Here is a 19,425-nt window from a genome sequence, read left to right as displayed (position 1 = left end):
TCCGGGCATGCACACGGTCGCTTCTCGACGGACCCGCGCGGAACGCGGGGGCGACGGCCGAGGTCGGTCGTCCGCAGCGGCCTCACACCCTGCCGAACGCGCGGAGCGGATGCTCGACGAGTTCGGTCACACGGCGCAGGAAGCTCGCGGCGTACCCGCCGTCGCACACGCGGTGATCGAACACGAGCGACAGCTGCGCGATGCGACGCGGCACGATCCGACCGTCGACCACCCACGCTCGTTCGATGATGCGCCCGACCCCGAGGATCGCGACGTCCGGGTGGTTGATGATCGCGGCCGAGCCGTCGACGCCGAGTCCGCCGTAGTTGTTCAGCGTGAAGGTCGATCCGCGCAGCCGCTCCGGCGGGACGGAGCCCGCGCGAGCGGCCGCCGTCAGCTCGCGCAGGGCGTCATCGAGCTGCTCGACGCTGCGCTCGTGCGCGCGACGGATGACCGGCACCATGAGCCCGCGCTCGGTGTCGGTGGCCACGCCCAGATTGACGCCGTCGAACGAGATCAGCTCCGACGCGTCGTCGGACAGGCGGGACGCCAGAATCGGATGCTCTTCCAGAGCGATCAGTGCGAAGCGCGCGATCAGGGCAGTGAGGGAGGGATGCCTGTCTCCCTCGGCGGCCATCTGCGACCGCAGGTTCCACAGCTCGGTCGCGTCGACATCGACCCAGACGGTCGCCTCGGGGATCTCGGAGCGGCTGCGGGAGAGCTTCGCGCCGACGGCCTTGCGCAGCGGGGACAGGCGCTCACGCGAGGTGACGCTCAGGTCGTCGACCGCCCCCGCACCGGCGCGATCCTCGGCGCCGATACGACCGTGCGCATCGATCCGACGATGCGAGGCCTCGGCGCCGTCGACGGCAGCATCGACCGCCGCAGCGAGCACATCCGCGCGGGTGACGGCTCCGTCATGCCCCGTGGCGGCGATCGTCCGCACGTCGAGTCCGAGGTCACGGGCCAGGCGTCGCACGAGAGGGGATCGGACCGCCACCGGACGCCGTGGCGATGCATCCGTCGGCATGTCCCGCTCCGGCGGCGCGATCGTCGGCGGCGGAACCGGCTCGGCATCGGCCGACCGGTGGGGAGCGGCGGTCGCCCGCGCGCGGGGTCGCCGCCGGCCGGACGCGGTCGGCGCGGACGTGCCGTAGCCGATCAGGACGTTGCCGGACCCCGCTCGCTCCTCCTCGCGGTAGGCATCGTGCTCGACGGCATCCGCCGCGGTGGACTCCGCGCCCGCGCCCTCGGCCACCTCGAGCACGGGGGCGCCGACGTCGATCGTCTCGCCGGGCTCGCCGTGCAGGGCGGTCACCACGCCCGCGAACGGCGAGGGGAGCTCGACCACGCTCTTGGCGGTCTCGACCTCGGCGATCGCCTGATCCGTGACGATGGTGTCGCCGACCGCGACGAGCCACTGCACCAGGCCCGCCTCGGTGAGCCCCTCACCGAGGTCGGGAAGCCGGAAGACGCGGCCGGTCAGGGCGGTCACGACTCGTCCTCCCAATGCAGCGAGTCGATCGCGTCGAGCACGCGGTCGACATCGGGCAGGTACCAGTGCTCGAGCTTCGGAGGAGCGAACGGGGTGTCGAATCCGGTGACCCTCCGCACGGGAGCCTCCAGGTACTCGAAACAGCGCTCGAAGACGCGGGCCTGGATCTCGGAGGCGACGCTCGCGTAGCCCGGCGCCTCCGCGATCACCACGGCTCGACCGGTCGACCGCACGGCGGCGGTCACGGTCGCGTCGTCGAACGGCGACAGCGACCGGATGTCGACGACCTGCACGCTGCGGCCCTCTGCGGCGGCGACCTCCGCCGCCTCCAGCGCGAGGGGGACGGATGCGGCGTAGGCGAGGAGGGTGACGTCGGTGCCCTCCCGCGCGATGCGGGCCGTGCCGATCTCCGCCGCGATCGACGTGTCGACCTCGCCCTTGGTCCAGTACAGCTTCTTCGGCTCGAGGAAGATCACAGGGTCGGGGAACGCGATCGCCGCGCGCAGCATCGAGTAGGCGTCCTGCGGTGTCGACGGGCTGATGACGGTGAGACCGGGGGTGTGCGCGTAGTAGGCCTCGGACGAATCGCAGTGGTGCTCGACGCCGCCGATCCCGCCTCCGAACGGGATGCGGATGACCACTGGCATCCGCACGGCTCCCCGCGTGCGGTTGCCCATCTTCGCCACGTGGCTGACGATCTGCTCGAACGCCGGCAGCGCGAACGCGTCGAACTGCAGCTCGACGACCGGGCGCATGCCGTTCATGGCCATCCCGACGGCGGTGCCGACGATGCCGGACTCCGCCAGGGGGGTGTCGAAGCAGCGATCCTCGCCGAACCGGGCGGTGAGCCCGTCGGTGATGCGGAAGACGCCGCCGAGCGCCCCCACATCCTCACCGAACACCACCACCGTCGGGTCCTCCCGGATGGCGTCGGCGAGGGCGTGGTTGAGCGCGGCCGCCATGCTGAGGGTCGCGACGGGGGCCGTCTCCCCGTCGACGCGGATGTCATCGTGGGCGATCGTCATCGTGGACCTCCGAGTGCATCGTGCGCCGCCGGCGCAGGGTCGTCCTGTCGTGCGCGCTCGATCTCGCCGTGCAGCATCCGCCACTGCTCCTCGAGCAGAGGCGAGCGGGTCTCGGTGACGAAACGGAACAGGTCCTCCGGGTCGACGTCGGCATCGACGCTCAGCGCGCTGCGCATCGCGGAGGCGATCTCCTCGGCGCCTGCGGCGTACTCCTCCTCGAGCGAGTCGGTGAGCGCACCGGACGCACGCAGATGCGCGCGGAGCCGGGCGAGCGGATCGCGGGCGGCCCACGCCTGCACCTCCGACCGCTCGCGGTACCGGCTGTCGTCATCCGCGTTGGTGTGCGCCTGCATCCGATAGGTGTGCGCCTCGACCAGGCTCGGTCCACCGCCCCCGCGGGCGCGCGCGACCGCCTCGCCGAGCACGGCCAGCACGGCGGCGACATCATTGCCGTCGACCCGCTGCCCCGGCATCCCGTAGCCGATCGCCTTGTGGGCGATCGAGGGCGCAGCGGTCTGACGGCTGAGGGGGACGGAGATCGCGAATCCGTTGTTCTGCACGAAGAACACCACGGGGACCCGGAAGACCGCGGCGAAGTTCAGCGCCTCGTGGAAGTCGCCCTCGCTCGTGGCGCCGTCGCCGCAGAGCGCCATGACCACCGTGTCCTCGCCGCGCTGTCGCGCCGCGTAGGCGAAGCCGACCGCGTGCAGCAGCTGGGTGGCGAGCGGGGTGGCCTGAGGGGCGACCCGGTGCTGCCGCACGTCGTATCCCGAGTGCCAGTCGCCCTGGAGGAGCACCATGGCCTCGGCGGGGGCGACGCCCCGCGCGATCACGGCCACCGAGTCGCGGTAGGTGGGGAAGAGCCAGTCCTCGGAGCCGAGCGCGAGCGCCGCGGCGACCTGACATGCCTCCTGGCCGTGGGAGGACGGGTAGACCGCGAGGCGGCCCTGCCGGACGAGAGCGCTCGCCTGATCGTTGATGCGACGCGCCTCGACGAGGCCGCGGTAGGCCGTGCGCAGCGCGTCGGCGCCCGGCAGGTCGTATCGATCGTCCTCGACGACGGCGCCGTGCGCATCGACGAGCTGGACCGCCGTGTCGCGGGGAAGCATGTCCGTGTCCTGCATTCGTTCGCCCTCCTCGCCGAACCTGATGTGACTCAGCATGGGCCTGCGGCCGCAGCCGTCCAAGGAACCGCGGAGAATACTGGACGATTGCATCCGAGTTGCGGGATAACAGAACGAACTGTCAGAATTCCGGCACCGGACGAAGGGGTGCCATGACCACGCTGGACGAGATCGACCACGCCATCCTCGACGAACTGCGTCGGGACGCGCGCGCCTCGATGACCGCGATCGCCGAGGCGGTGCACATCTCGCGCGCGGGAGCGCACGCGCGCATCAGGCGGTTGACGGATGCGGGCGTGATCACGGGCTACACGGTGCGCACCGACCCGGTGCTGCTCGGACATCATGCGAGCGCGTACGTCACCCTCGCGATCGAGCAGGCGACGTGGCAGGAGGTGTCCGCCCGGCTGCGCCTGATCCCCGAGATCGAGCACATGGCGCTGGTGGGCGGCGACTTCGACGTGCTCCTGCTCGTCCGGGCGAACGATGCGCGAGACCTCCGCCGCATCGTGCTCGAGGACATCCAGGCGATCCCGTCGATCCGATCCACCCGGACGACGCTGATCTTCGAGGACTCCACGCTGCGCTGACGGCCGCGAGCGCATCCCTTCGCACTCGGACATCTGCGGCGCACTCCTCGACAAGTGCGCGCCAGGGCGGCATCCGACAATGAGACGAGCGCCCGTCGCTCGGCCCGCGCCCCGCTCGAAGGAGAGTCCCGATGTCCGATTCCGCATCCGCAGCCGCCGCGCTGCTCGACCGCATCCAGGCCCCGCAGGGCGAGGGAAGGGACATTCCGGATGCCGCCACCCGCGAGGTGATCGGTCGTGCTCCCGTGCACTCCGTCGCCGATCTCGACGACGCGATCGCGCGGGCGAAGGCCGCTCAGCCGGCATGGGAGGCGCTCGGGCACGAGAAGCGCATCGAGCTGCTGCTGGCCGCCGCCGACGCGATCGACGCGAACGCCGAGGCGCTCGCGCACCTGCTGTCGCGCGAGCAGGGGAAGCCGCTGAACGGCCCGAACGCTCGCTTCGAGCTCGGTGCGTGCTCGGCCTGGCTGCGCACGAACGCGGCGATCCCGCTCGAGCCCCAGGTGCTGGTCGACGACGAGAACCTTCATGCCGAGCTCGTCTACAAGGCGGCCGGCGTCGTCGGGGCCATCGGCCCGTGGAACTGGCCGCTGATGATCACGATCTGGCAGATCGGTCCGTCGCTGCGGATGGGCAACACCGTGGTCGCGAAGCCGAGCGAGTACACCCCGCTGAGCGTGCTGGCCATGCTCGCGGTGATGAACGAGGTGCTGCCGGCCGACGTCCTCATCGGCGTGTCCGGCGACCGCGAGGTGGGCTCCCGACTCGCGTCGCACCCCGACGTCGACAAGATCATGTTCACGGGATCGACGGCCACAGGGCGGCGCATCATCGAGAGCTCGGCGGGGAACCTCGCCCGGCTCACGCTCGAGCTCGGCGGCAACGACGCCGGCATCGTGCTGCCCGGCACCGACGTGGCATCCGTCGCCGAGGACCTCTTCTGGGGCGCCTTCATCAACACCGGCCAGACGTGTGCGGCGATGAAGCGCCTCTACGTGCACGATTCCGTGTACGACGATGTCGTCGACGCGCTGGCCACGATCGCGGAGTCCGTGCCCATCGGCAACGGGCTCGATGAGCAGAACGTCCTCGGCCCCCTGCAGAACCGAGCGCAGTTCGACATCGTGTCGCGGCTCGTGGAGGAGGCGAGGTCCCGGGGTGCGCGGGTGGTGACCGGTGGCGAGGCCGCCACCGAACTGGGCGAGCTCTTCTACCGCCCGACGATCGTCGCCGACATCGACAACGACGCGGCGCTCGTGCAGGAGGAGCAGTTCGGCCCCGCTCTCCCGGTGGTCCGGTACAGCGACGTGGACGAGGCGTTCGCGCTCGCCAACTCCCTGGACGTCGGACTCGGTGCCTCGGTGTGGGGGAGCGACCCCGACGCGGCACGCGAGGCGGCGACCCGCATGGAGTCGGGCACCGTGTGGATCAACTCGCACGGCGGACTCCACCCGATGGTGCCGTTCGGGGGAGTGAAGAGCTCGGGCTACGGTCTGGAGTTCGGTGTGGAGGGTCTGAAGTCGGTCGCCGTGACCCAGGTCGTCTCGGGACCCGGGCGCAAGGCGCGGGCATGAGGTCGGTCATCGTCGTCGGCGCGGGCACCTCGGGTGCCATCGTCGCTCGCCGCCTGGTCGACGCCGGCATCGACGTCACACTGGTCGAGGCCGGCGGTTACGACTCGAATCCCGCGATCCACGATCCCTCCCGCGCCGGCGAGCTCTGGCATTCCGCCGACGACTGGGACTTCTTCACGGTGCCGCAGGAGCACGCATCGGGCCGACCACTGCACCTGCCCCGGGGCAAGGTCACCGGAGGATCGCACGCGCTCAACGCGATGATCTGGGTGCGCGGGGCCGGGTCGGACTACGACGGCTGGGAGCGCGCGGGTGCGACCGGATGGGGGTGGGATGCCGTCGAACCCGTGTTCGACGCGATCGAGCACGACCTCCTCCCGGTGACCGCCGACTACGACCTGTCGCCGATCCAGGCGTCGATCATCGACGCGGCGGTCGAGGAGGGGCTGACGCGCAACCCGAACTACAACGGCGGCACGCTGGACGGGGTGTCGCAGCAGCAGGTGACCATCCGCGACGGACGACGCGTGAACACCTGGATGACGTATGCGCAGCCGGTCGCGGAGCAGCTCACAGTCGTGACAGGACGCGAGGTGCATTCTGTGATCGTCGAGAGCGGCCGGGCGCGGGGCATCCGCCTCGCTGACGGGGAGGAGCTGTTCGCAGACGAGGTCGTGCTGTCGGCCGGCGCCATCGGGTCGCCGGTCATCCTGCTGCGATCCGGCATCGGTCCGGTGGAGGATCTCGAAGCGCTCGGCATCCCTGTCGTGCTCGATGCGCCGCAGGTGGGGAAGAACCTCCACGACCATCTGCTCTCGCCGGTGATCTTCACCACCGAGCGGCCGGTCGGGCCGCCGCAGCCCGGCATCTCGGTGACGCAGACGCACCTGTTCTGGCGCAGCCGTGAGGGCCTCGCCGAGCCCGACACGCAGCCGATCCACTTCTCCGTGCCCATGTGGGGCGAGCTCGAGCCGCGAGGCGACGACGGCTTCACGCTCATGGCGGGTCTCGTGACTCCGTACAGTCGAGGTGCGCTCACGCTCTCGGGTCCGGACGTGACCGATCTGCCGCTCATCGATCTCGCCGCCCTCGAGGACGACCGCGACGTCGCGGCGCTCGCCGCCTCCGTGCGGCAGTGCCGGCGGATCGGGGCGCAGCCCGCGCTCGCCGAGGAGTGGGGCGCCGTGGAGGCGTACCCCGGTCCCGAGGTGTCGGATGCCGAGGTCGAGGACTGGGTGCGGCGCACCGCGATCACGTACCACCACCAGGTCGGCACGTGCCGGATGGGGTCGGATGCCGAGGCGGTCGTCGATCCGACGCTTCGCGTGCGCGGGATCGAGGGGCTCAGCGTGATCGACGCCTCGGTCATCCCGACGGTGCCCACCGGCAACACGAACGCGCCGGCCGCGATGATCGGCGAGCGCGGGGCGGGGTTCCTGCTCGCTCGCTGACGGCGAATCGGCATCCGACCGGCGGTGCGGGGTCGAATCGGCATCCGCCCGTCGGTGCGGGGTCGAATCGGCATCCGAATCGCCCGTCTGCGATGCTTCGTCGGCCCCGCACGACCTCGACGGTCGTGCGGGGCCCACAACGCAGGGGCGTCAGCCCGCGGTGAAGACCTCGCGGCCGGCGAACCACGTCGAGCGGACAGCGGTGCGAACGATGTCCTCGGCCGGGCCGGCGATCGCGTCGCGTTCGAGCACGACGAAGTCGGCGGATTTGCTCACGGCGATCGACCCGGTCTCGTGGCCGAGTCCCATCGCCGTCGCGGCGTTGATCGTGAAGACCTCCAGCGCCTCCTCCGCGGTGATCGCCTGCTCCGCCCACAGGACGCCGGGCGCGCGGCCGAGCGGGTCGGCCCTCGTCACGAGTCCCTGCAGGCCCTCGAGCGTGTTCGGCGACTCGCTCACCGGCCAGTCCGAGCCGCCGGCGACGAGCGCTCCGGCGTCGAGCAGAGCGCGGTTCGGCTGAGAGTGCTCCGCCCGGTCGCCGAGCACCTCGGTGAGCGCCTGCGGGATCACCCCGGGGAACCAGATGAACGGAGAGATGTCGGCGGAGACGTCGAGCGCCCGCAGTCGCGGGATGTCCGACTCCGCGAGGAACTGACCGTGCGCGATCTGGATCGCCGTCGTGAGGCCCTCCGCGCGGATGCGTTCTGCGACGTCGAGCACGAGGCGGGCGGAACCGTCCCCGGTGCAGTGCACCTTGGCGCCGAGACCGCGCTCGGCGACGGAGCGCAACCAGCCGTGCAGCTCGTCGAACGTCATGGTCGCCTCGCCGTGGAAGTGCGCTCCGTGCACGGCATCCGGGAGATAGGGGTCCAGGAACGAGGCCGTCCGCGCCGGAGGGACGCCGTCGAGGAAGATCTTGACGAAGTCGGGGCGATGGTGCGGGGTGCGGAACTCCTCGCCGCGGTCGATCAGCGGCGCCCCGACGGGGTCGAAGCCGAAGATCTCGTCGTTGACGAGCAGCGACGAGACGACCCAGGCGTTCAGCTCGTCCGAGCGGTCGAGCGCGGCGAGGGCCGCGAGGATGTCGGTCGAGACGCCGGCATCCTGGAACGTCGTGATGCCGAAGGAGTTGAGGATCTCCACCCCGCGACGGGATGCCGCGACGTGCTGCTCCGACGACAGTCCTCCGCTGCGGTCGTAGGCCTCCTGCACGGGGATGCCGGCGGCTTCCAGCAGCACGCCGGTGGGCGTGCCGTCGTCGGGATCGAGCACGGTCACCCCGCCGGGAGGGATGCTGTCGCTCGAGATGCCGGCGAGCTCCAGGGCCCGGGTGCTCGCCCAGCGGTTATGCCGGGAGTCCTCGACGATCACCACCGGTCGTCCGCCCGCGGCGTCGTCCAGACGTCGTCTCGTCGCGGTGCTCGCGAGCGTGTGCAGCAGCGTGGTCGCCACGACCCCTCCGACGATCCATGCGTCCGGCGGCAGCGTGGCCGCGTGCTCGCGCACCCGGTCGAGGATCTCGTCGAGAGTGAGCGACGGCGGCAGCGAGAGCTCGAACAGCTCGGTCCGCCCGGCGAGCGCGTGATGGTTGTGCACGTCGACGAATCCGGGGTAGACCGCGGCGTCGCCGAGGTCCAGCATCCGGGTCTCGGGGCCTCGGTGCGTCGAGACCTCATCGAGGGTGCCGACGGCGGCGATGCGACCGCCCCTCACCGCGAACGCCTCGACCACGGGCCGGGTGCGCTCACAGGTCCTGATCACCGACGCGGTGACGATGAGGTCGGCCGTCATCAGGAGTCCCCGAAGTGCGCCGGCTCGAGACCGGGGGTGTGGTGGGTGGTCGAGATCAGTCGGCCGTGCGCCCCGAAGGTGAAGTGCGTCGGCACCTCGCCGGTCTCGTCGAGGCCGAACAGCACGCCGTGCGAGCGGATGGCGTTCACGTCGCGGTGATCGGCGATCGTCACCGACGCGCACGGGATGACCTTCTCGCGCCACGCGAACACGTAGATGCCCGGTCGCACCTGCCAGACGCTGTTCTCGTCGGTGTCGGCCAGGCCGCGCTCGGGCCCGGCGAGGCACTGCCACGAGTACCAGCGCTCCGAGAGGTAGACGTGCTCGTAGGCGTGCTCCTCGCTGTAGACCCACTCGACGCGACGGCCGATGAGGGTCGTGGTCGGGGCGGGCTCGACGCCCGTCACGGATGCGCCCTCGATGACGCTCGGCGCGAAGACGTGCTGGACGCGGGTGCGGCCCTGCTCAGGGGCGGGGAGGATCACCGAGATGACGGCGAGCGCGCGGCCATGGCGGAGGTCGACGATGAGCGACACCGCCTCGTCGGGCCGGTAGGTGTGGTGGAACTGCACGAAGTAGAGCTCGTCGTCGACCTCGAACGCCTCGTAGTCGTCGGTGTCGGTCGCGGCTTCGGTCTGGTCGTCTGTGCCCGGGCGGTAGTCCCAGGTGACGGTCGTGTCGGCGAAGCGGTGCGAGATGCGGGTGCCCCGAGCATCCACCACCGTGATCTCGCGCCCGCTGAGCGCTGTCGAGTGAGGAGCCTTGTTCGCGTCGAAGCCGGGAGCGAGGCCCTCGAGCGGAAGCCACGTGGATGTGTCGGCGGGGTTGAGCGTCGTCATTTCTCTCCTTGGATGGTCGGGGTGTCGTCGGCGGCTCAGCGGCTGCTGAACCGCTCGAGGTCGGAGGCGAGGCCCTCGTAGACCGCGGGCCGGGATCGCCGGAGGTAGGCGCCGTAGACGATGCCGCCGATCAGCGCGAGGACGAGCAGCAGCGGCATCAGGCGGATCGCGAGCTCTTCGGAGCCGGCGACGATGTTGAAGTTCACGATCGCGAGCACCGAGATCGCGGCGATCCCGAGGAATCCGATGCCCGGAGCGATGAACGTGCTCCACCAGCGCGGATCCCGGTTGCGGCGGAAGTGCACGACGATCGAGATCGCCGCGAGTCCCTGCAGGATCAGCACGCTCAGAGTGCCGAATCCGAGCATGGCGGGGACGAGGGTCAGGATGGGGTCGGCGCCCGCGATCGCGAAGATGATCGCGACGACGCCCGCGAACGAGGCCTGGACGATGCCGGCGAGCTGCGGTGCGCCGTTGCGGCGGGTGCGGGCGAGGGCCTGCGGCAGGATGCGGGCGCGTCCGAGCGAGTACAGGTACCGCGTCGCGGAGTTGTGGAACGCGAGCATCGCGGCGAACAGGCTCACGAGGAGCAGGATCATCATCACGGTGGTGAGCGGGCCGCCGAGGTACTGCTGGGACAGCGAGAAGATGAGGTCGCCGGTCGGGAGGTGCTCGAGCGCCGTCGCCTGCGCCTGCGCGACCCCGGTGGCGCTGACGACCGCCCACGTCGTGACGCCCAGGATGACGCCGATCGCGATGATCGAGGTGTACGTGGCCCGGGGGATCGTGCGCAGCGGCTGCTTGGCCTCCTCGCTGAACAGTGCGGTCGCCTCGAACCCCAGGAAGCCGGTCGCCGCGAGGAGCAGACCGATGGGCAGCGAGCCGGAGAACACGGCCTCCGGACTGAACGCCCCCAGGTCGTAGCCGGTCTGCACGAGCACCGAGATGTCGAACACGACGAGCATCAGCACCTCCAGCACGAGGCACACGCCGAGGACCTTGGAGCTGAAGTCGACGCCGATCCGCGCGAGGACGAAGCACACGACGATCGACAGCAGGCCCCAGGCCAGCCAGTGCACGTCGAGGCCGGTGAGGTCGCGGATGATGTTCTGCATGAAGAACCCGCTCGTGCCGATCGTGCCGACGACGAAGAAGTTGTAGCCGAGGGTCGCGATCAGGCCGGCGACGAGTCCGCCCGTGCGGCCGAGGCCCTTCACGACGAACGCGTAGAAGCCGCCGGCGTTGACGAGCTGCTTCGACATCTGCGCGTAGCCGACGGCGAACAGCAGCAGGATCGCCGCGACGAGGAAGAACGACATCGGGGTGCCGCCGCCGTTGCCCAGCGCGATCGCGAGCGACGCGACGACGACGATGCCCGTGAGCGGCGCCACGGCCGCGAGGACGAGGAAGACGATACCGGCGACGCCGAGGGCGCCGGGGCGGAGGGAGGTGTGGTCCTGCGTCGTGGACGAGGAGATCGGGTCTGCCACGGCGGCTCCTTTGCTCGGTGACGGCCGCGCTCGCGCGGCATCGACGACGAGGGGGATCGTCGATGATGCGAGTCTGCTCGGGTGGCGGATGCGCCGCTTGACCCTGAGCGAAGGACGATGGTGCCAGCGCGCACACCCCCGACGGCGGCGTTCTGCGAGCGGATGCCTGAGAGCAGGATGACCGGGACGACATCGCCGTCCTCACAGTGCACCACCGGTGCGCGGGCGGAGTCACGAGGGGCTCCATGGATCTGCAGCTGCACGGACGGACCGCGCTGGTCACGGGAGCGGCGAGCGGCATCGGACGCGCCACGGCGCTCGCGCTCGTGGCCGAGGGGATGCGGGTCGCGCTGCTGGACCGGGATGCGGAAGCGCTGTCGGCGGTGGCCGAGGAGTGCGCGGCTGGTGCCGGTGCCGGTGCCGGTGCGGGTGCGGGTGTCGGTGCTGGTGCGGGTGCGGGTGTCGGTGCTCCGAGGGCGGTGTCCGTCGTCGCCGACGTGACCTCGGAGGAGCAGGTCTCGCGAGCGGTGCAGGAGGCCGTGCGGGCGCTGGGCGGGCTCGACGCGCTCGTATGCTGCGCAGGGGTGTCGGGTCCTGTCGGGCGGGGTATCGACGCGATCTCGCTCGCCGCATGGAACACCGTGATGGCGGTCAACGTCACCGGATCCTTCCTCGTCATCCGCGCGGCGCTCCCGTCGCTGCGCGCCGCGTCTGCGGCATCCGTCGTGCTTCTCGCCAGCGACTCGGCGTCGGTCGCCTCCCCGGGGATGGTGCCGTACTGCGCCTCGAAGGCGGCCCTGGTGCAGTTCGGGAGATCGCTGGCGGTGGATCTGGCCGGCACCGGCATCCGGGTCAACGCCGTGGCGCCGTCGGTGGTCGACACTCCGATGAGCCGGAGCGACCTGGGATCGGAGGCCTTCTCGGACCCCTCGTTCCCCGTGCAGAGCGCGGAAGAGGTCGCCGCGCACGTCGCGTACCTCGTGTCGCCGCGCAGCCGGGCCGTCAATGCGATGGTCCTTCTCAGTGACTTCGGGTTCTCGGCCCGATCGGGATTTCCCGCATGATGCGCGAAGGCGCCGGACAATCAGGAGAAGACATGGGACTTGCAGTCGGATCGACCGTCTCGGGACGCGTCGTCGTCATCACGGGCGGGGGCACCGGGATCGGCGCCGCGATCGCCGAACGCTACGCCGCGGAGGGCGCGCACGTCGTGGTGGTGGGGCGGCGCGCCGAGCCGCTGCAGGCCGTGGAGGCGGCGGTGGGAGCGCATCCGATCATCGCGGATGCCGCCGACACGACCTCGGCGCAGGCAGCGGTCGCCGAGGTGCTGGCGACCTTCGGGCGGATCGATGTGCTGGTCGCCAACGCCGGCGGACACGGCTTCTCGCCGGTCGGGGACACCGACGACGACGGCTGGGAGGCTGCGATCCGCGCGAATCTGACGACCGCATTCGTCATGGCGAGGGAGGCGCTGCCGGCGCTGCTCGAAGCGAAGGGTCAGATCGTGATCGTCTCGTCGCTCGCCGGGCTGTTCGCCGGACCCTCGGTCGCGGGGTACACGGTGGGCAAGCATGCGCTCATCGGTCTCACCCGCACCCTGGCCAGGGACTACGGGCGACACGGCGTCCGCGTCAACGCGGTGTGCCCGGGATGGGTGCAGACGCCGATGGCCGACGACGAGATGGACGAGTTCGCGTCGCACGCCGGCCTCGAGACGCGGGAGGAGGCCTACGCCACCGTGACCGCCGACGTGCCGCTGCGGCGCCCGGCGCGACCGGCGGAGATCGCCTCGGTGGTGAGGTTCCTCGGATCGGGGGAGTCGTCGTACGTGACCGGTGCGGTGATCGTCGCGGACGGGGGGTCTCACGTGGTGGACGTGCCCACGATCGCGTTCGACCACGCCGGGATGTAGGAGGCGTCCTGTCCGGGGGGCTTGTCCGGGGGTCTGTCTGGGGTTCGTCTGGGGGCTGTCCGGCGTTAGGGGTCTGGTCCGTGGTGTTCGCGGTTCGGTAGGCCATTCTGTAGGGCGTTCTGTAGTGTACTGGAACGCCGGAATACGTCTCCTGACCTGGCAGAAATTCGCGGGTTTCGCGAGAGGAATGTCGGTGGTTGCCGGTTGACTTCGAGTATGGACAGCACCACAGAACTCCTCGATCGGGTCATCGCCGACCTCGATGCGGTGCTGTCCGACGACGGCCTTGCAGGACTGACCGACGCGGAGCGCGTGACGGTGCTGCAGGGCGCCGGTGCGGCGTTCCGGCGCGTGGAGGCCGTGATCGTGGAGACGGTCGCGACCGGAGATCCGGCGGAGTTCGCGCACTCGGCGGGGTGTCGCGGCATGAACGAGCTGCTGCAGCGGACGTTGCGGGTGGATGTGCACGGTGCGACGCGGATCGACAGGGTCGTCGATCTGGCGCGGCGACCGGTGAGTCTGACGGGCGAGCGCATGCCGGCGCGGTGGTCCGAGATGCGGTCGGCGCTGCTCGACGGTGTGGTCGGCGTGGCCGGGTTCCTGGCTGCGACGGGGCCGATCGAGAAGGTCTGGGACAGACTCACCGTCGATCAGCGCCTGGCGGCAGACGTCGCGCTCGCGGGGTGTACGCGCGGCCGGGGCCTCGACATCGGTGCCGATACGGACACGGAGGACGGCGCGGTGGAGGCGCCTGGCCCCGCTCCGACGGCGAACGATCTCAAGGCTCTCGCGGAGGACCTGGCCTCGATCTTCGACCCCGATGGTGAAGAACCCAAGGACGAGGATTCGCGGCGTCGTCGGGGAATCACCATCGGTCGGCTGAAAGACGGGGTGCACGCGATCCGCGGGTATCTGACGCCGGAGGCCGCCGCGCAGCTGCAGCTGATCATGGACGCCATCCTGAATCCCAGAGGCGACGGCGCACCCATGCCGGGCGTGCGCTTCACGACGGACACGGGTGATGATTTCGACGCGGATCGCGGTGCCGGTGCGGATTCGGGTTCCGATCGCGGTTCGGGTTCGGGCTCGGGTGCGGCGGCGGGTGCGGCTGCGGATGCCGAGGCTCACGCGGGTGCGGGTGCGGGTGCGGGTGCGGGTGCGGGTGCGGGTGCGGGCGCTGATGCCGACGCGGATGCGGGTGCCGGTGCCGGTACGGATACCGATCACGCGGCGGGTCCTGATCCCTTCAACTCCGATCCGCGATGCGTCTTCGATGACCGCACCGCGGCGCAGAAGCGGCACGATGCGCTGGCCATGGCTTTCGGCATCGCAGCGCGCCACAAGGACATGCCCAGTCTGGGCGGAGCATCGCCGGTGCTGGTCGTGAACGTCGACGCATCCGATCTCGTCTCGGGTGACGGATGGGCCACGATCCCGGGATCGGGCGCGCATGTGCCCGTATCCGTCGCGGCGCACGTCGGGTGCGCGGGCACGATCCAGCGGGTGCTCATGGATGAGGGCCGGATCATCGGGATCACGACCACGGATCGGGTCTTCACGGTGCATCAGCGCCGGGCGATCGTCGCCCGCGACAAGGAATGCCTCATCCCCGGATGCCATGTCCCCGCGTCATGGTGCGAGATCCACCACGTGACCGAGCATGCGAGGGGCGGTCCGACGCATACGGATAACGGAGTTCCGCTGTGCTGGTGGCATCATCGGAGCCTGGGTCGATCCGCGTGGGAGATCCGGATGGACGAGGGCCTCCCGCAGGTGCGGGGACCGGTCTGGTGGGATCCCGAACAGCGATGGCGCACACCGCGACTGAGCACGGCAGGACCGAAGCGTCTCGCGACGCCCGCGCGCGCCGGATGACGAGATCGCACCGTCCCTGCACCAGAGATCGCACTGTCCCTGCACCAGAGATCGCACTGTCCCTGCACCAGAGATCGCGCCGTCCATGCACCAGAGATCGCGCCGTCCATGCACTCAGAGGATGCTCGCCCGCCCTCCGCGGTGCGGAGTCAGGGGTTCGTCAGCGCGTCAGCGTGTCAGCCGACCGCGAGCTCGAAGCCGTCGTCGGTCGGAACCACCCTGACCTGCGTCAGGTCGTCGACGTGGAACGTGGGTTCGTGTGCGGTGGCGTGAGGGCCCACGCCGATCACGCGCATGCCGGCGGCGTGAGCGGCCTGGATGCCTGCTCCGGAATCCTCGAAGACGACGCACTCCTCCGGATCGACCCCCAGAAGCTTCGCGCCCAGGAGAAACCCCTCGGGATCGGGCTTCGACGCCGACACGCTCTCCGCGGTCACGGTGAGAGTCGGCACCGTGAGCCCCGCCTGTGCCATCCGCGCATTCATGAGCGTGACGTCGGCCGACGTGACGATCGCGTGCGGATAAGGGAGCAGACCGGCGAGCAGCGCCTCTGCGCCGTCGATCGCGATCACACCGTCGACATCCGCGCTCTCGTTCGCCAGCATCTGGGCGTTCTCGCGCAGGTTGATCTCGTGGTCGCGGTCCGGAAGCATGATCGCCATGCTCTGGTGGCCCTGACGCCCGTGCACAGTGCTCAACACGGTCGCGGGGTCGATGCCGTGCGGCTCCGCCCACGCGAGCCAGAGCCGTTCCACGACGGCGGTCGAGTCGACGAGAGTGCCGTCCATGTCGAGCAGGACGGCGCGGGCGCGGATCGTGTCGGTCACCCCTTCAGGCTACTGCCGGCGACTTCCTCACCCTCCCAGGTACGCCCTGTGCAGCAACCCGGCGTCGGCCTTGAGGTCTTCCGACGTCCCCTGGAACGAGACCCGGCCGCCAGCCACGACCACGGCCTCCCGCGCGAGATCCAGGGCCAGCTGGGTGAACTGCTCGACCAGCAGAACGCCGACGCCGGATTCCGCGATCGACTTCACGATCGGCATGAGCCGCATGAAGACGACCGGCGCGAGTCCGAGCGACATCTCATCGATCAACAGGATGCGCGGCTTCGCGGCGAAGGCGCGGGCGAGCACCACCATCTGCTGCTCGCCGCCGGACAGCAGCGCGGTCGGCGAGTCGATGCGCTTCTCGAGCTCGGGGAACTGCGCGAGCGCGGCCTCGACCTCCTCCGCGGTGCGGGCGGTGAGCGCGATGTTCTCCCGGACGGTCAGCGACGGGAACACCGCACGCCCCTGCTCGATGTGCACGATCCCCCGCCGTGCCCGCGCGACCCTCGACAGCCGATCGATCGGCTCACCGTCGAGGATGAGCGAGCCGGACGAATGCGGAGTCACCCCCGACACCGACTCGATGAGGCTCGTCTTGCCCGCACCGTTCGGTCCGACCAGCGCGAGCACCTCACCGCCTCGAACAGTCAGCGAGACGTCGGAGATCACGGGTCCGGCCCCGCGGCTCACCGTCACCGCATCCAGCACCAGCTCGCTCATGACAGCAGCTCCGTCTCTCCCATGTACGCCTTGACGACCTCGGGATTCGCCAGCACCTCGGCCTGTGGTCCCGTCGCGAGCACCCGCCCGAAGTCGAGCACGGTGAGCGTCGGGCACACCGAGCGCACGAGGTCCAGATCGTGCTCGATGATGATCAGCGCCACCCCGTACCGGCCGGGCAGCTCGCGCAGACGCGCGGCGAGAGCGAGGTGCTCGTCGTGCGACAGCCCGGCGGCGGGCTCGTCGAGGATCAGCAGTCTCGGCGCCGCGAGCACGTTCGCGGCGACCTCGACGAGCCGACGGGTGCCGACGTCGACGCTCGACAGTCGAGAGCGCGCGGGCGGGCAGCCGAAGAACTCCAGCGCCTCGTCGATGTCGGATGCCGCCAGCCGCCGCCGCGCCACGAAGCGCACGTATCCGCCGACCGTCAGCGCGGGCGGCACCCGGTCCTGCTGGAATGTGCGTCGCAGTCCGAGCCGTGCGCGGCGTGTGGGGGACAGGCCCGCGAGGTCGCGATCCCCGAGCAGCACACGGCCGCCGTGGTGGGGGAGGAATCCGCTGATCGCATCCACGAAGGTCGACTTCCCGGCGCCGTTCGGCCCGATGAGGCCCATGATCGACGCCGCCGGCACCTGGAACGAGACGTCGTCGAGAGCCTTCAACGCGCCGAACTCGACGGTCAGCCCCTCGACCGACAGCACCGGAGCCCCGTCGAGGGCCCGTTCGTCGACGGTCGCGGTGGTCCTGGTCGTGATCGCAGCGGCATCCGCGGGGGCATCCGGCGGCAGTGCCGTCAGCGCCGCGTTCGCCGTCTTCCGATCCGCCCTCCGCCACAGCAGATCGCGCAGGCCCTGGCCGAGATTCGTGCCGCTCGTGAGAGCCTGCACGCCGAGGACGCCGAACACGACGAACGCCCAGTCCTGCGGGACGCCCCAGCGCTTGAGCAGCTCCGGCACGAGAACCCAGAGGATGCCGCCCAGGATCGCCATGTCGATCAGATGCGCCCCCGACATGATCGCCAGCACGTACAGCGCCAGCGACTGGAGCGGCGTGAAGCTCGAGGCGAACGGCAGCTGCACCTGGCCGGCGAGGAGTCCGCCGGCGATCCCGCCGAGAGCGGCGGATACGGCGAACGCCGTGAGCTTCGCCGTCTGCACGCTCTGCCCCGCTGCCGCGGTGCCGCGTTCGGAGAACGCCACCGCCTTCCAGCTGGAGCCCCAGCGTCCGCGCTGCAGGAAGAAGACCGCGACCCCGCACACCGCGAGAACCACGATCGACAGGAAGAAGAACTCGCGGTCGTTGGAGAACAGCTCCGGCCGCTCGATCGCCGTCCCGTCCGCCGACCCGGGGAACTGGATCTGCACGAGGGTCACGTCCGCCGCGGCGGCGAACCCGAGCGTCACGACCGCGAGGTTGACGCCTCGCAGGCGCAGAGCGGGCAGTCCCACCAGGATGCCGACGAGTCCGGCGGCGATGCCGCCCAGCACCAGCCACACCACGAATCCGCCCGGCGCCTGCATGACGTTGAGCAGCGACACGATCCACGCGCCGACGGCCGCGAAGGTGAGCTGGCAGAGCGCGATCATGCCCGCCGAGCCGGTCACGATGCCCAGTCCGAGGATGGCGATCGCAGCGATCACGGCGCTGATGGCGAGGAAGACGAAGTAGCCGGGCAGGGCGACGCTGAGCACGGCGCCGACGCCGATCCCGGCGGCTCCGACGGCGAACGGCCAGGCGACGGCGAACCAGGGGCGGTCAGCGAGCGGCATCCCACACCTCCTTGCGTTGGGTCCAGAGCAGCAGGACGACGATGAACAGGAAAGGCAGGAAGTTGCGCACCAGGGCCACCTCATCGATCTGGGCGACGAGACCGCCGAGCACGCCGAGCACCACGCCGCCCACGACGGCGAGATCCAGGCGACGGAAGCCGCCCAGCAGGGCTGCGGCGGCGGCGGGGACGATGAGCATGGAGAGGCTCGTCGCGTCGTTCGACTGCGACGGCGCCACGATGATGATCGCGATCGCGCTGATCACGCCGGTGACGAACCACACGGCGATCGACAGCGGGCGAGAGCGGATGCCGAGCAGCTCCGCCGTCGTGGGTCGCTCCGAGAGCGCCCGCAGCTGCGTGCCGGCCCGCGTGCGACGCAGCACGATGCGCACGGCGACGGCCGTGACGATCGCCATCGCGACGGTCGCGACGGTCACCTGACTGATGACCACGCCGCCCAGAGAGAAGGCGGGACCGGCGATGATCGACGTGAACGGCTGCGGCTTGTTGCCGAACAGGATGAACGACATCGAGATGAGCAGCAGCAGAGGACCGACCGTCATCGCGGAGCGCGTCGTCGTGGACGCCTCTGAGAGCCATGTCGCGGCGATGAACCCGATCGCTGCCGCGAGCAGACCCGAGACGACGACTCCGAGGACCGACCCGAGCCAGATCGGCAGTCCGATCTCGCGCACGAGCCAGACGGCGGTGAACGCGCCGAACATGCCCGTCGCGGCCTGCGCGAAGTTGACCACCCGCACGAGGCGGGACATCAGAGTGAGGCAGACGCCGAGGACGGCGTAGAGGCCGCCGGCGGCGAGTCCGGCGATGGCGCCTTGCAGCATGCGGCGACCTTTCTGGAAGGAGGGGGAGGGGCCTGCCGCCGAGAATGCGCTCGGCGGCAGGCGGTCTGGAGGATGCAGCGGTGGGGGAGGCGTCGG

At 70.5% G+C, this 19,425-nt stretch carries 16 protein-coding genes; 6 read left to right on the top strand and 10 right to left on the bottom strand.

Annotated elements, in window-relative coordinates; all coding sequences use genetic code 11:
- Positions 1-82 precede the first annotated feature (82 nt).
- From A4X16_RS08850 to A4X16_RS08840, 3 genes are read right to left on the bottom strand one after another with little or no spacing between them, the layout of a single operon-like run.
- Complete coding sequence (locus A4X16_RS08850; RefSeq protein WP_331709748.1) at positions 83-1,495, bottom strand: dihydrolipoamide acetyltransferase family protein; 1,413 nt, start codon at positions 1,493-1,495, stop codon at positions 83-85.
- Complete coding sequence (locus A4X16_RS08845) at positions 1,492-2,520, bottom strand: alpha-ketoacid dehydrogenase subunit beta (protein ID WP_067119503.1); 1,029 nt, start codon at positions 2,518-2,520, stop codon at positions 1,492-1,494. Before A4X16_RS08845 ends, A4X16_RS08850 begins: the two co-directional genes overlap by 4 nt.
- On the bottom strand, positions 2,517-3,644 hold the full coding sequence (locus tag A4X16_RS08840) for a thiamine pyrophosphate-dependent enzyme (RefSeq protein WP_067119500.1): 1,128 nt from the start codon (positions 3,642-3,644) through the stop codon (positions 2,517-2,519). Before A4X16_RS08840 ends, A4X16_RS08845 begins: the two co-directional genes overlap by 4 nt.
- Positions 3,645-3,796: 152 nt before the next feature.
- Here A4X16_RS08840 and A4X16_RS08835 point away from each other — a divergent pair, with 152 nt between their 5' ends.
- The 3 genes from A4X16_RS08835 to A4X16_RS08825 all read left to right on the top strand — a co-directional run bounded on the left by A4X16_RS08835 (position 3,797) and on the right by A4X16_RS08825 (position 7,259).
- Positions 3,797-4,234, top strand: a complete 438-nt coding sequence (locus A4X16_RS08835; RefSeq protein ID WP_197491804.1) for an Lrp/AsnC family transcriptional regulator — start codon at positions 3,797-3,799, stop codon at positions 4,232-4,234.
- A 131-nt stretch (positions 4,235-4,365) separates the two neighbouring features.
- Entirely contained in the window at positions 4,366-5,808 is a 1,443-nt protein-coding gene (locus A4X16_RS08830) for an aldehyde dehydrogenase family protein (RefSeq protein ID WP_067119497.1), read from the top strand.
- The gene (locus A4X16_RS08825; protein WP_067119494.1) at positions 5,805-7,259 is read left to right on the top strand and encodes a GMC family oxidoreductase; all 1,455 of its coding nucleotides are present in this window, start codon (positions 5,805-5,807) and stop codon (positions 7,257-7,259) included. Before A4X16_RS08830 ends, A4X16_RS08825 begins: the two co-directional genes overlap by 4 nt.
- Positions 7,260-7,409: 150 nt before the next feature.
- Here the strand turns inward: A4X16_RS08825 and A4X16_RS08820 are convergent, their stop codons facing one another.
- From A4X16_RS08820 to A4X16_RS08810, 3 genes are read right to left on the bottom strand one after another with little or no spacing between them, the layout of a single operon-like run.
- Positions 7,410-9,050, bottom strand: a complete 1,641-nt coding sequence (locus A4X16_RS08820; RefSeq protein ID WP_067119489.1) for an amidohydrolase — start codon at positions 9,048-9,050, stop codon at positions 7,410-7,412.
- On the bottom strand, positions 9,050-9,889 hold the full coding sequence (locus A4X16_RS08815) for a molybdenum cofactor biosynthesis F family protein (protein ID WP_067119486.1): 840 nt from the start codon (positions 9,887-9,889) through the stop codon (positions 9,050-9,052). Before A4X16_RS08815 ends, A4X16_RS08820 begins: the two co-directional genes overlap by 1 nt.
- 35 nt (positions 9,890-9,924) lie before the next feature.
- The gene (locus A4X16_RS08810) at positions 9,925-11,379 is read right to left on the bottom strand and encodes an APC family permease (RefSeq protein ID WP_067119482.1); all 1,455 of its coding nucleotides are present in this window, start codon (positions 11,377-11,379) and stop codon (positions 9,925-9,927) included.
- Positions 11,380-11,624: 245 nt separating this feature from the next.
- On the opposite strand from A4X16_RS08810, the gene A4X16_RS08805 reads away from it, so the two are divergent.
- The 3 genes from A4X16_RS08805 to A4X16_RS08795 all read left to right on the top strand — a co-directional run bounded on the left by A4X16_RS08805 (position 11,625) and on the right by A4X16_RS08795 (position 15,166).
- The gene (locus tag A4X16_RS08805; RefSeq protein WP_067119479.1) at positions 11,625-12,443 is read left to right on the top strand and encodes an SDR family NAD(P)-dependent oxidoreductase; all 819 of its coding nucleotides are present in this window, start codon (positions 11,625-11,627) and stop codon (positions 12,441-12,443) included.
- Between the two features lie 32 nt (positions 12,444-12,475).
- Positions 12,476-13,291: an SDR family NAD(P)-dependent oxidoreductase gene (locus A4X16_RS08800; protein ID WP_067119475.1), complete on the top strand. Its 816-nt coding sequence runs from the start codon at positions 12,476-12,478 to the stop codon at positions 13,289-13,291.
- A gap of 216 nt (positions 13,292-13,507) precedes the next feature.
- Positions 13,508-15,166, top strand: coding sequence for an HNH endonuclease signature motif containing protein (locus A4X16_RS08795; protein ID WP_067119473.1), 1,659 nt, complete (start codon positions 13,508-13,510; stop codon positions 15,164-15,166).
- 176 nt (positions 15,167-15,342) lie between these two features.
- Here A4X16_RS08795 and A4X16_RS08790 read toward each other — a convergent pair whose 3' ends face one another.
- Genes A4X16_RS08790 through A4X16_RS08775 form a run of 4 tightly spaced genes read right to left on the bottom strand, consistent with a single transcriptional unit; the run spans position 15,343 to position 19,329 of the window.
- Positions 15,343-15,993 carry an HAD-IA family hydrolase gene (locus A4X16_RS08790; RefSeq protein WP_082914372.1) on the bottom strand — a complete coding sequence of 217 codons (651 nt, stop codon included), beginning with the start codon at positions 15,991-15,993 and terminating at the stop codon, positions 15,343-15,345.
- A 27-nt stretch (positions 15,994-16,020) separates the two neighbouring features.
- The gene (locus A4X16_RS08785) at positions 16,021-16,713 is read right to left on the bottom strand and encodes an ABC transporter ATP-binding protein (protein WP_067119470.1); all 693 of its coding nucleotides are present in this window, start codon (positions 16,711-16,713) and stop codon (positions 16,021-16,023) included.
- Positions 16,710-18,482 (bottom strand): branched-chain amino acid ABC transporter ATP-binding protein/permease, encoded by a 1,773-nt coding sequence (locus A4X16_RS08780; protein ID WP_067119468.1) that lies wholly within the window; start codon positions 18,480-18,482, stop codon positions 16,710-16,712. Before A4X16_RS08780 ends, A4X16_RS08785 begins: the two co-directional genes overlap by 4 nt.
- The gene (locus A4X16_RS08775) at positions 18,469-19,329 is read right to left on the bottom strand and encodes a branched-chain amino acid ABC transporter permease (RefSeq protein ID WP_067119466.1); all 861 of its coding nucleotides are present in this window, start codon (positions 19,327-19,329) and stop codon (positions 18,469-18,471) included. Before A4X16_RS08775 ends, A4X16_RS08780 begins: the two co-directional genes overlap by 14 nt.
- Positions 19,330-19,425 lie beyond the last annotated feature (96 nt).

This window comes from Microbacterium sp. H83 (genome assembly GCF_001650405.1).
In the GTDB taxonomy this organism is placed as follows: Bacteria; Actinomycetota; Actinomycetes; order Actinomycetales; family Microbacteriaceae; genus Microbacterium.
This window is presented reverse-complemented; position numbering and strand designations above follow the sequence as displayed.

Excerpts from the sequence above, each read along its gene's own strand:
- A4X16_RS08825 (WP_067119494.1), top strand. The coding sequence starts at position 5,805 with ATGAGGTCGGTCATCGTCGTCGGCGCGGGCACCTCGGGTGCCATCGTC.
- A4X16_RS08780 (WP_067119468.1), bottom strand. The coding sequence starts at position 18,482 with ATGCCGCTCGCTGACCGCCCCTGGTTCGCCGTCGCCTGGCCGTTCGCC.
- A4X16_RS08785 (WP_067119470.1), bottom strand. The coding sequence starts at position 16,713 with ATGAGCGAGCTGGTGCTGGATGCGGTGACGGTGAGCCGCGGGGCCGGA.
- A4X16_RS08775 (WP_067119466.1), bottom strand. The coding sequence starts at position 19,329 with ATGCTGCAAGGCGCCATCGCCGGACTCGCCGCCGGCGGCCTCTACGCC.
- A4X16_RS08845 (WP_067119503.1), bottom strand. The coding sequence starts at position 2,520 with ATGACGATCGCCCACGATGACATCCGCGTCGACGGGGAGACGGCCCCC.
- A4X16_RS08795 (WP_067119473.1), top strand. The coding sequence starts at position 13,508 with ATGGACAGCACCACAGAACTCCTCGATCGGGTCATCGCCGACCTCGAT.
- A4X16_RS08800 (WP_067119475.1), top strand. The coding sequence starts at position 12,476 with ATGGGACTTGCAGTCGGATCGACCGTCTCGGGACGCGTCGTCGTCATC.
- A4X16_RS08835 (WP_197491804.1), top strand. The coding sequence starts at position 3,797 with ATGACCACGCTGGACGAGATCGACCACGCCATCCTCGACGAACTGCGT.
- A4X16_RS08830 (WP_067119497.1), top strand. The coding sequence starts at position 4,366 with ATGTCCGATTCCGCATCCGCAGCCGCCGCGCTGCTCGACCGCATCCAG.
- A4X16_RS08820 (WP_067119489.1), bottom strand. The coding sequence starts at position 9,050 with ATGACGGCCGACCTCATCGTCACCGCGTCGGTGATCAGGACCTGTGAG.
- A4X16_RS08840 (WP_067119500.1), bottom strand. The coding sequence starts at position 3,644 with ATGCAGGACACGGACATGCTTCCCCGCGACACGGCGGTCCAGCTCGTC.
- A4X16_RS08815 (WP_067119486.1), bottom strand. The coding sequence starts at position 9,889 with ATGACGACGCTCAACCCCGCCGACACATCCACGTGGCTTCCGCTCGAG.
- A4X16_RS08805 (WP_067119479.1), top strand. The coding sequence starts at position 11,625 with ATGGATCTGCAGCTGCACGGACGGACCGCGCTGGTCACGGGAGCGGCG.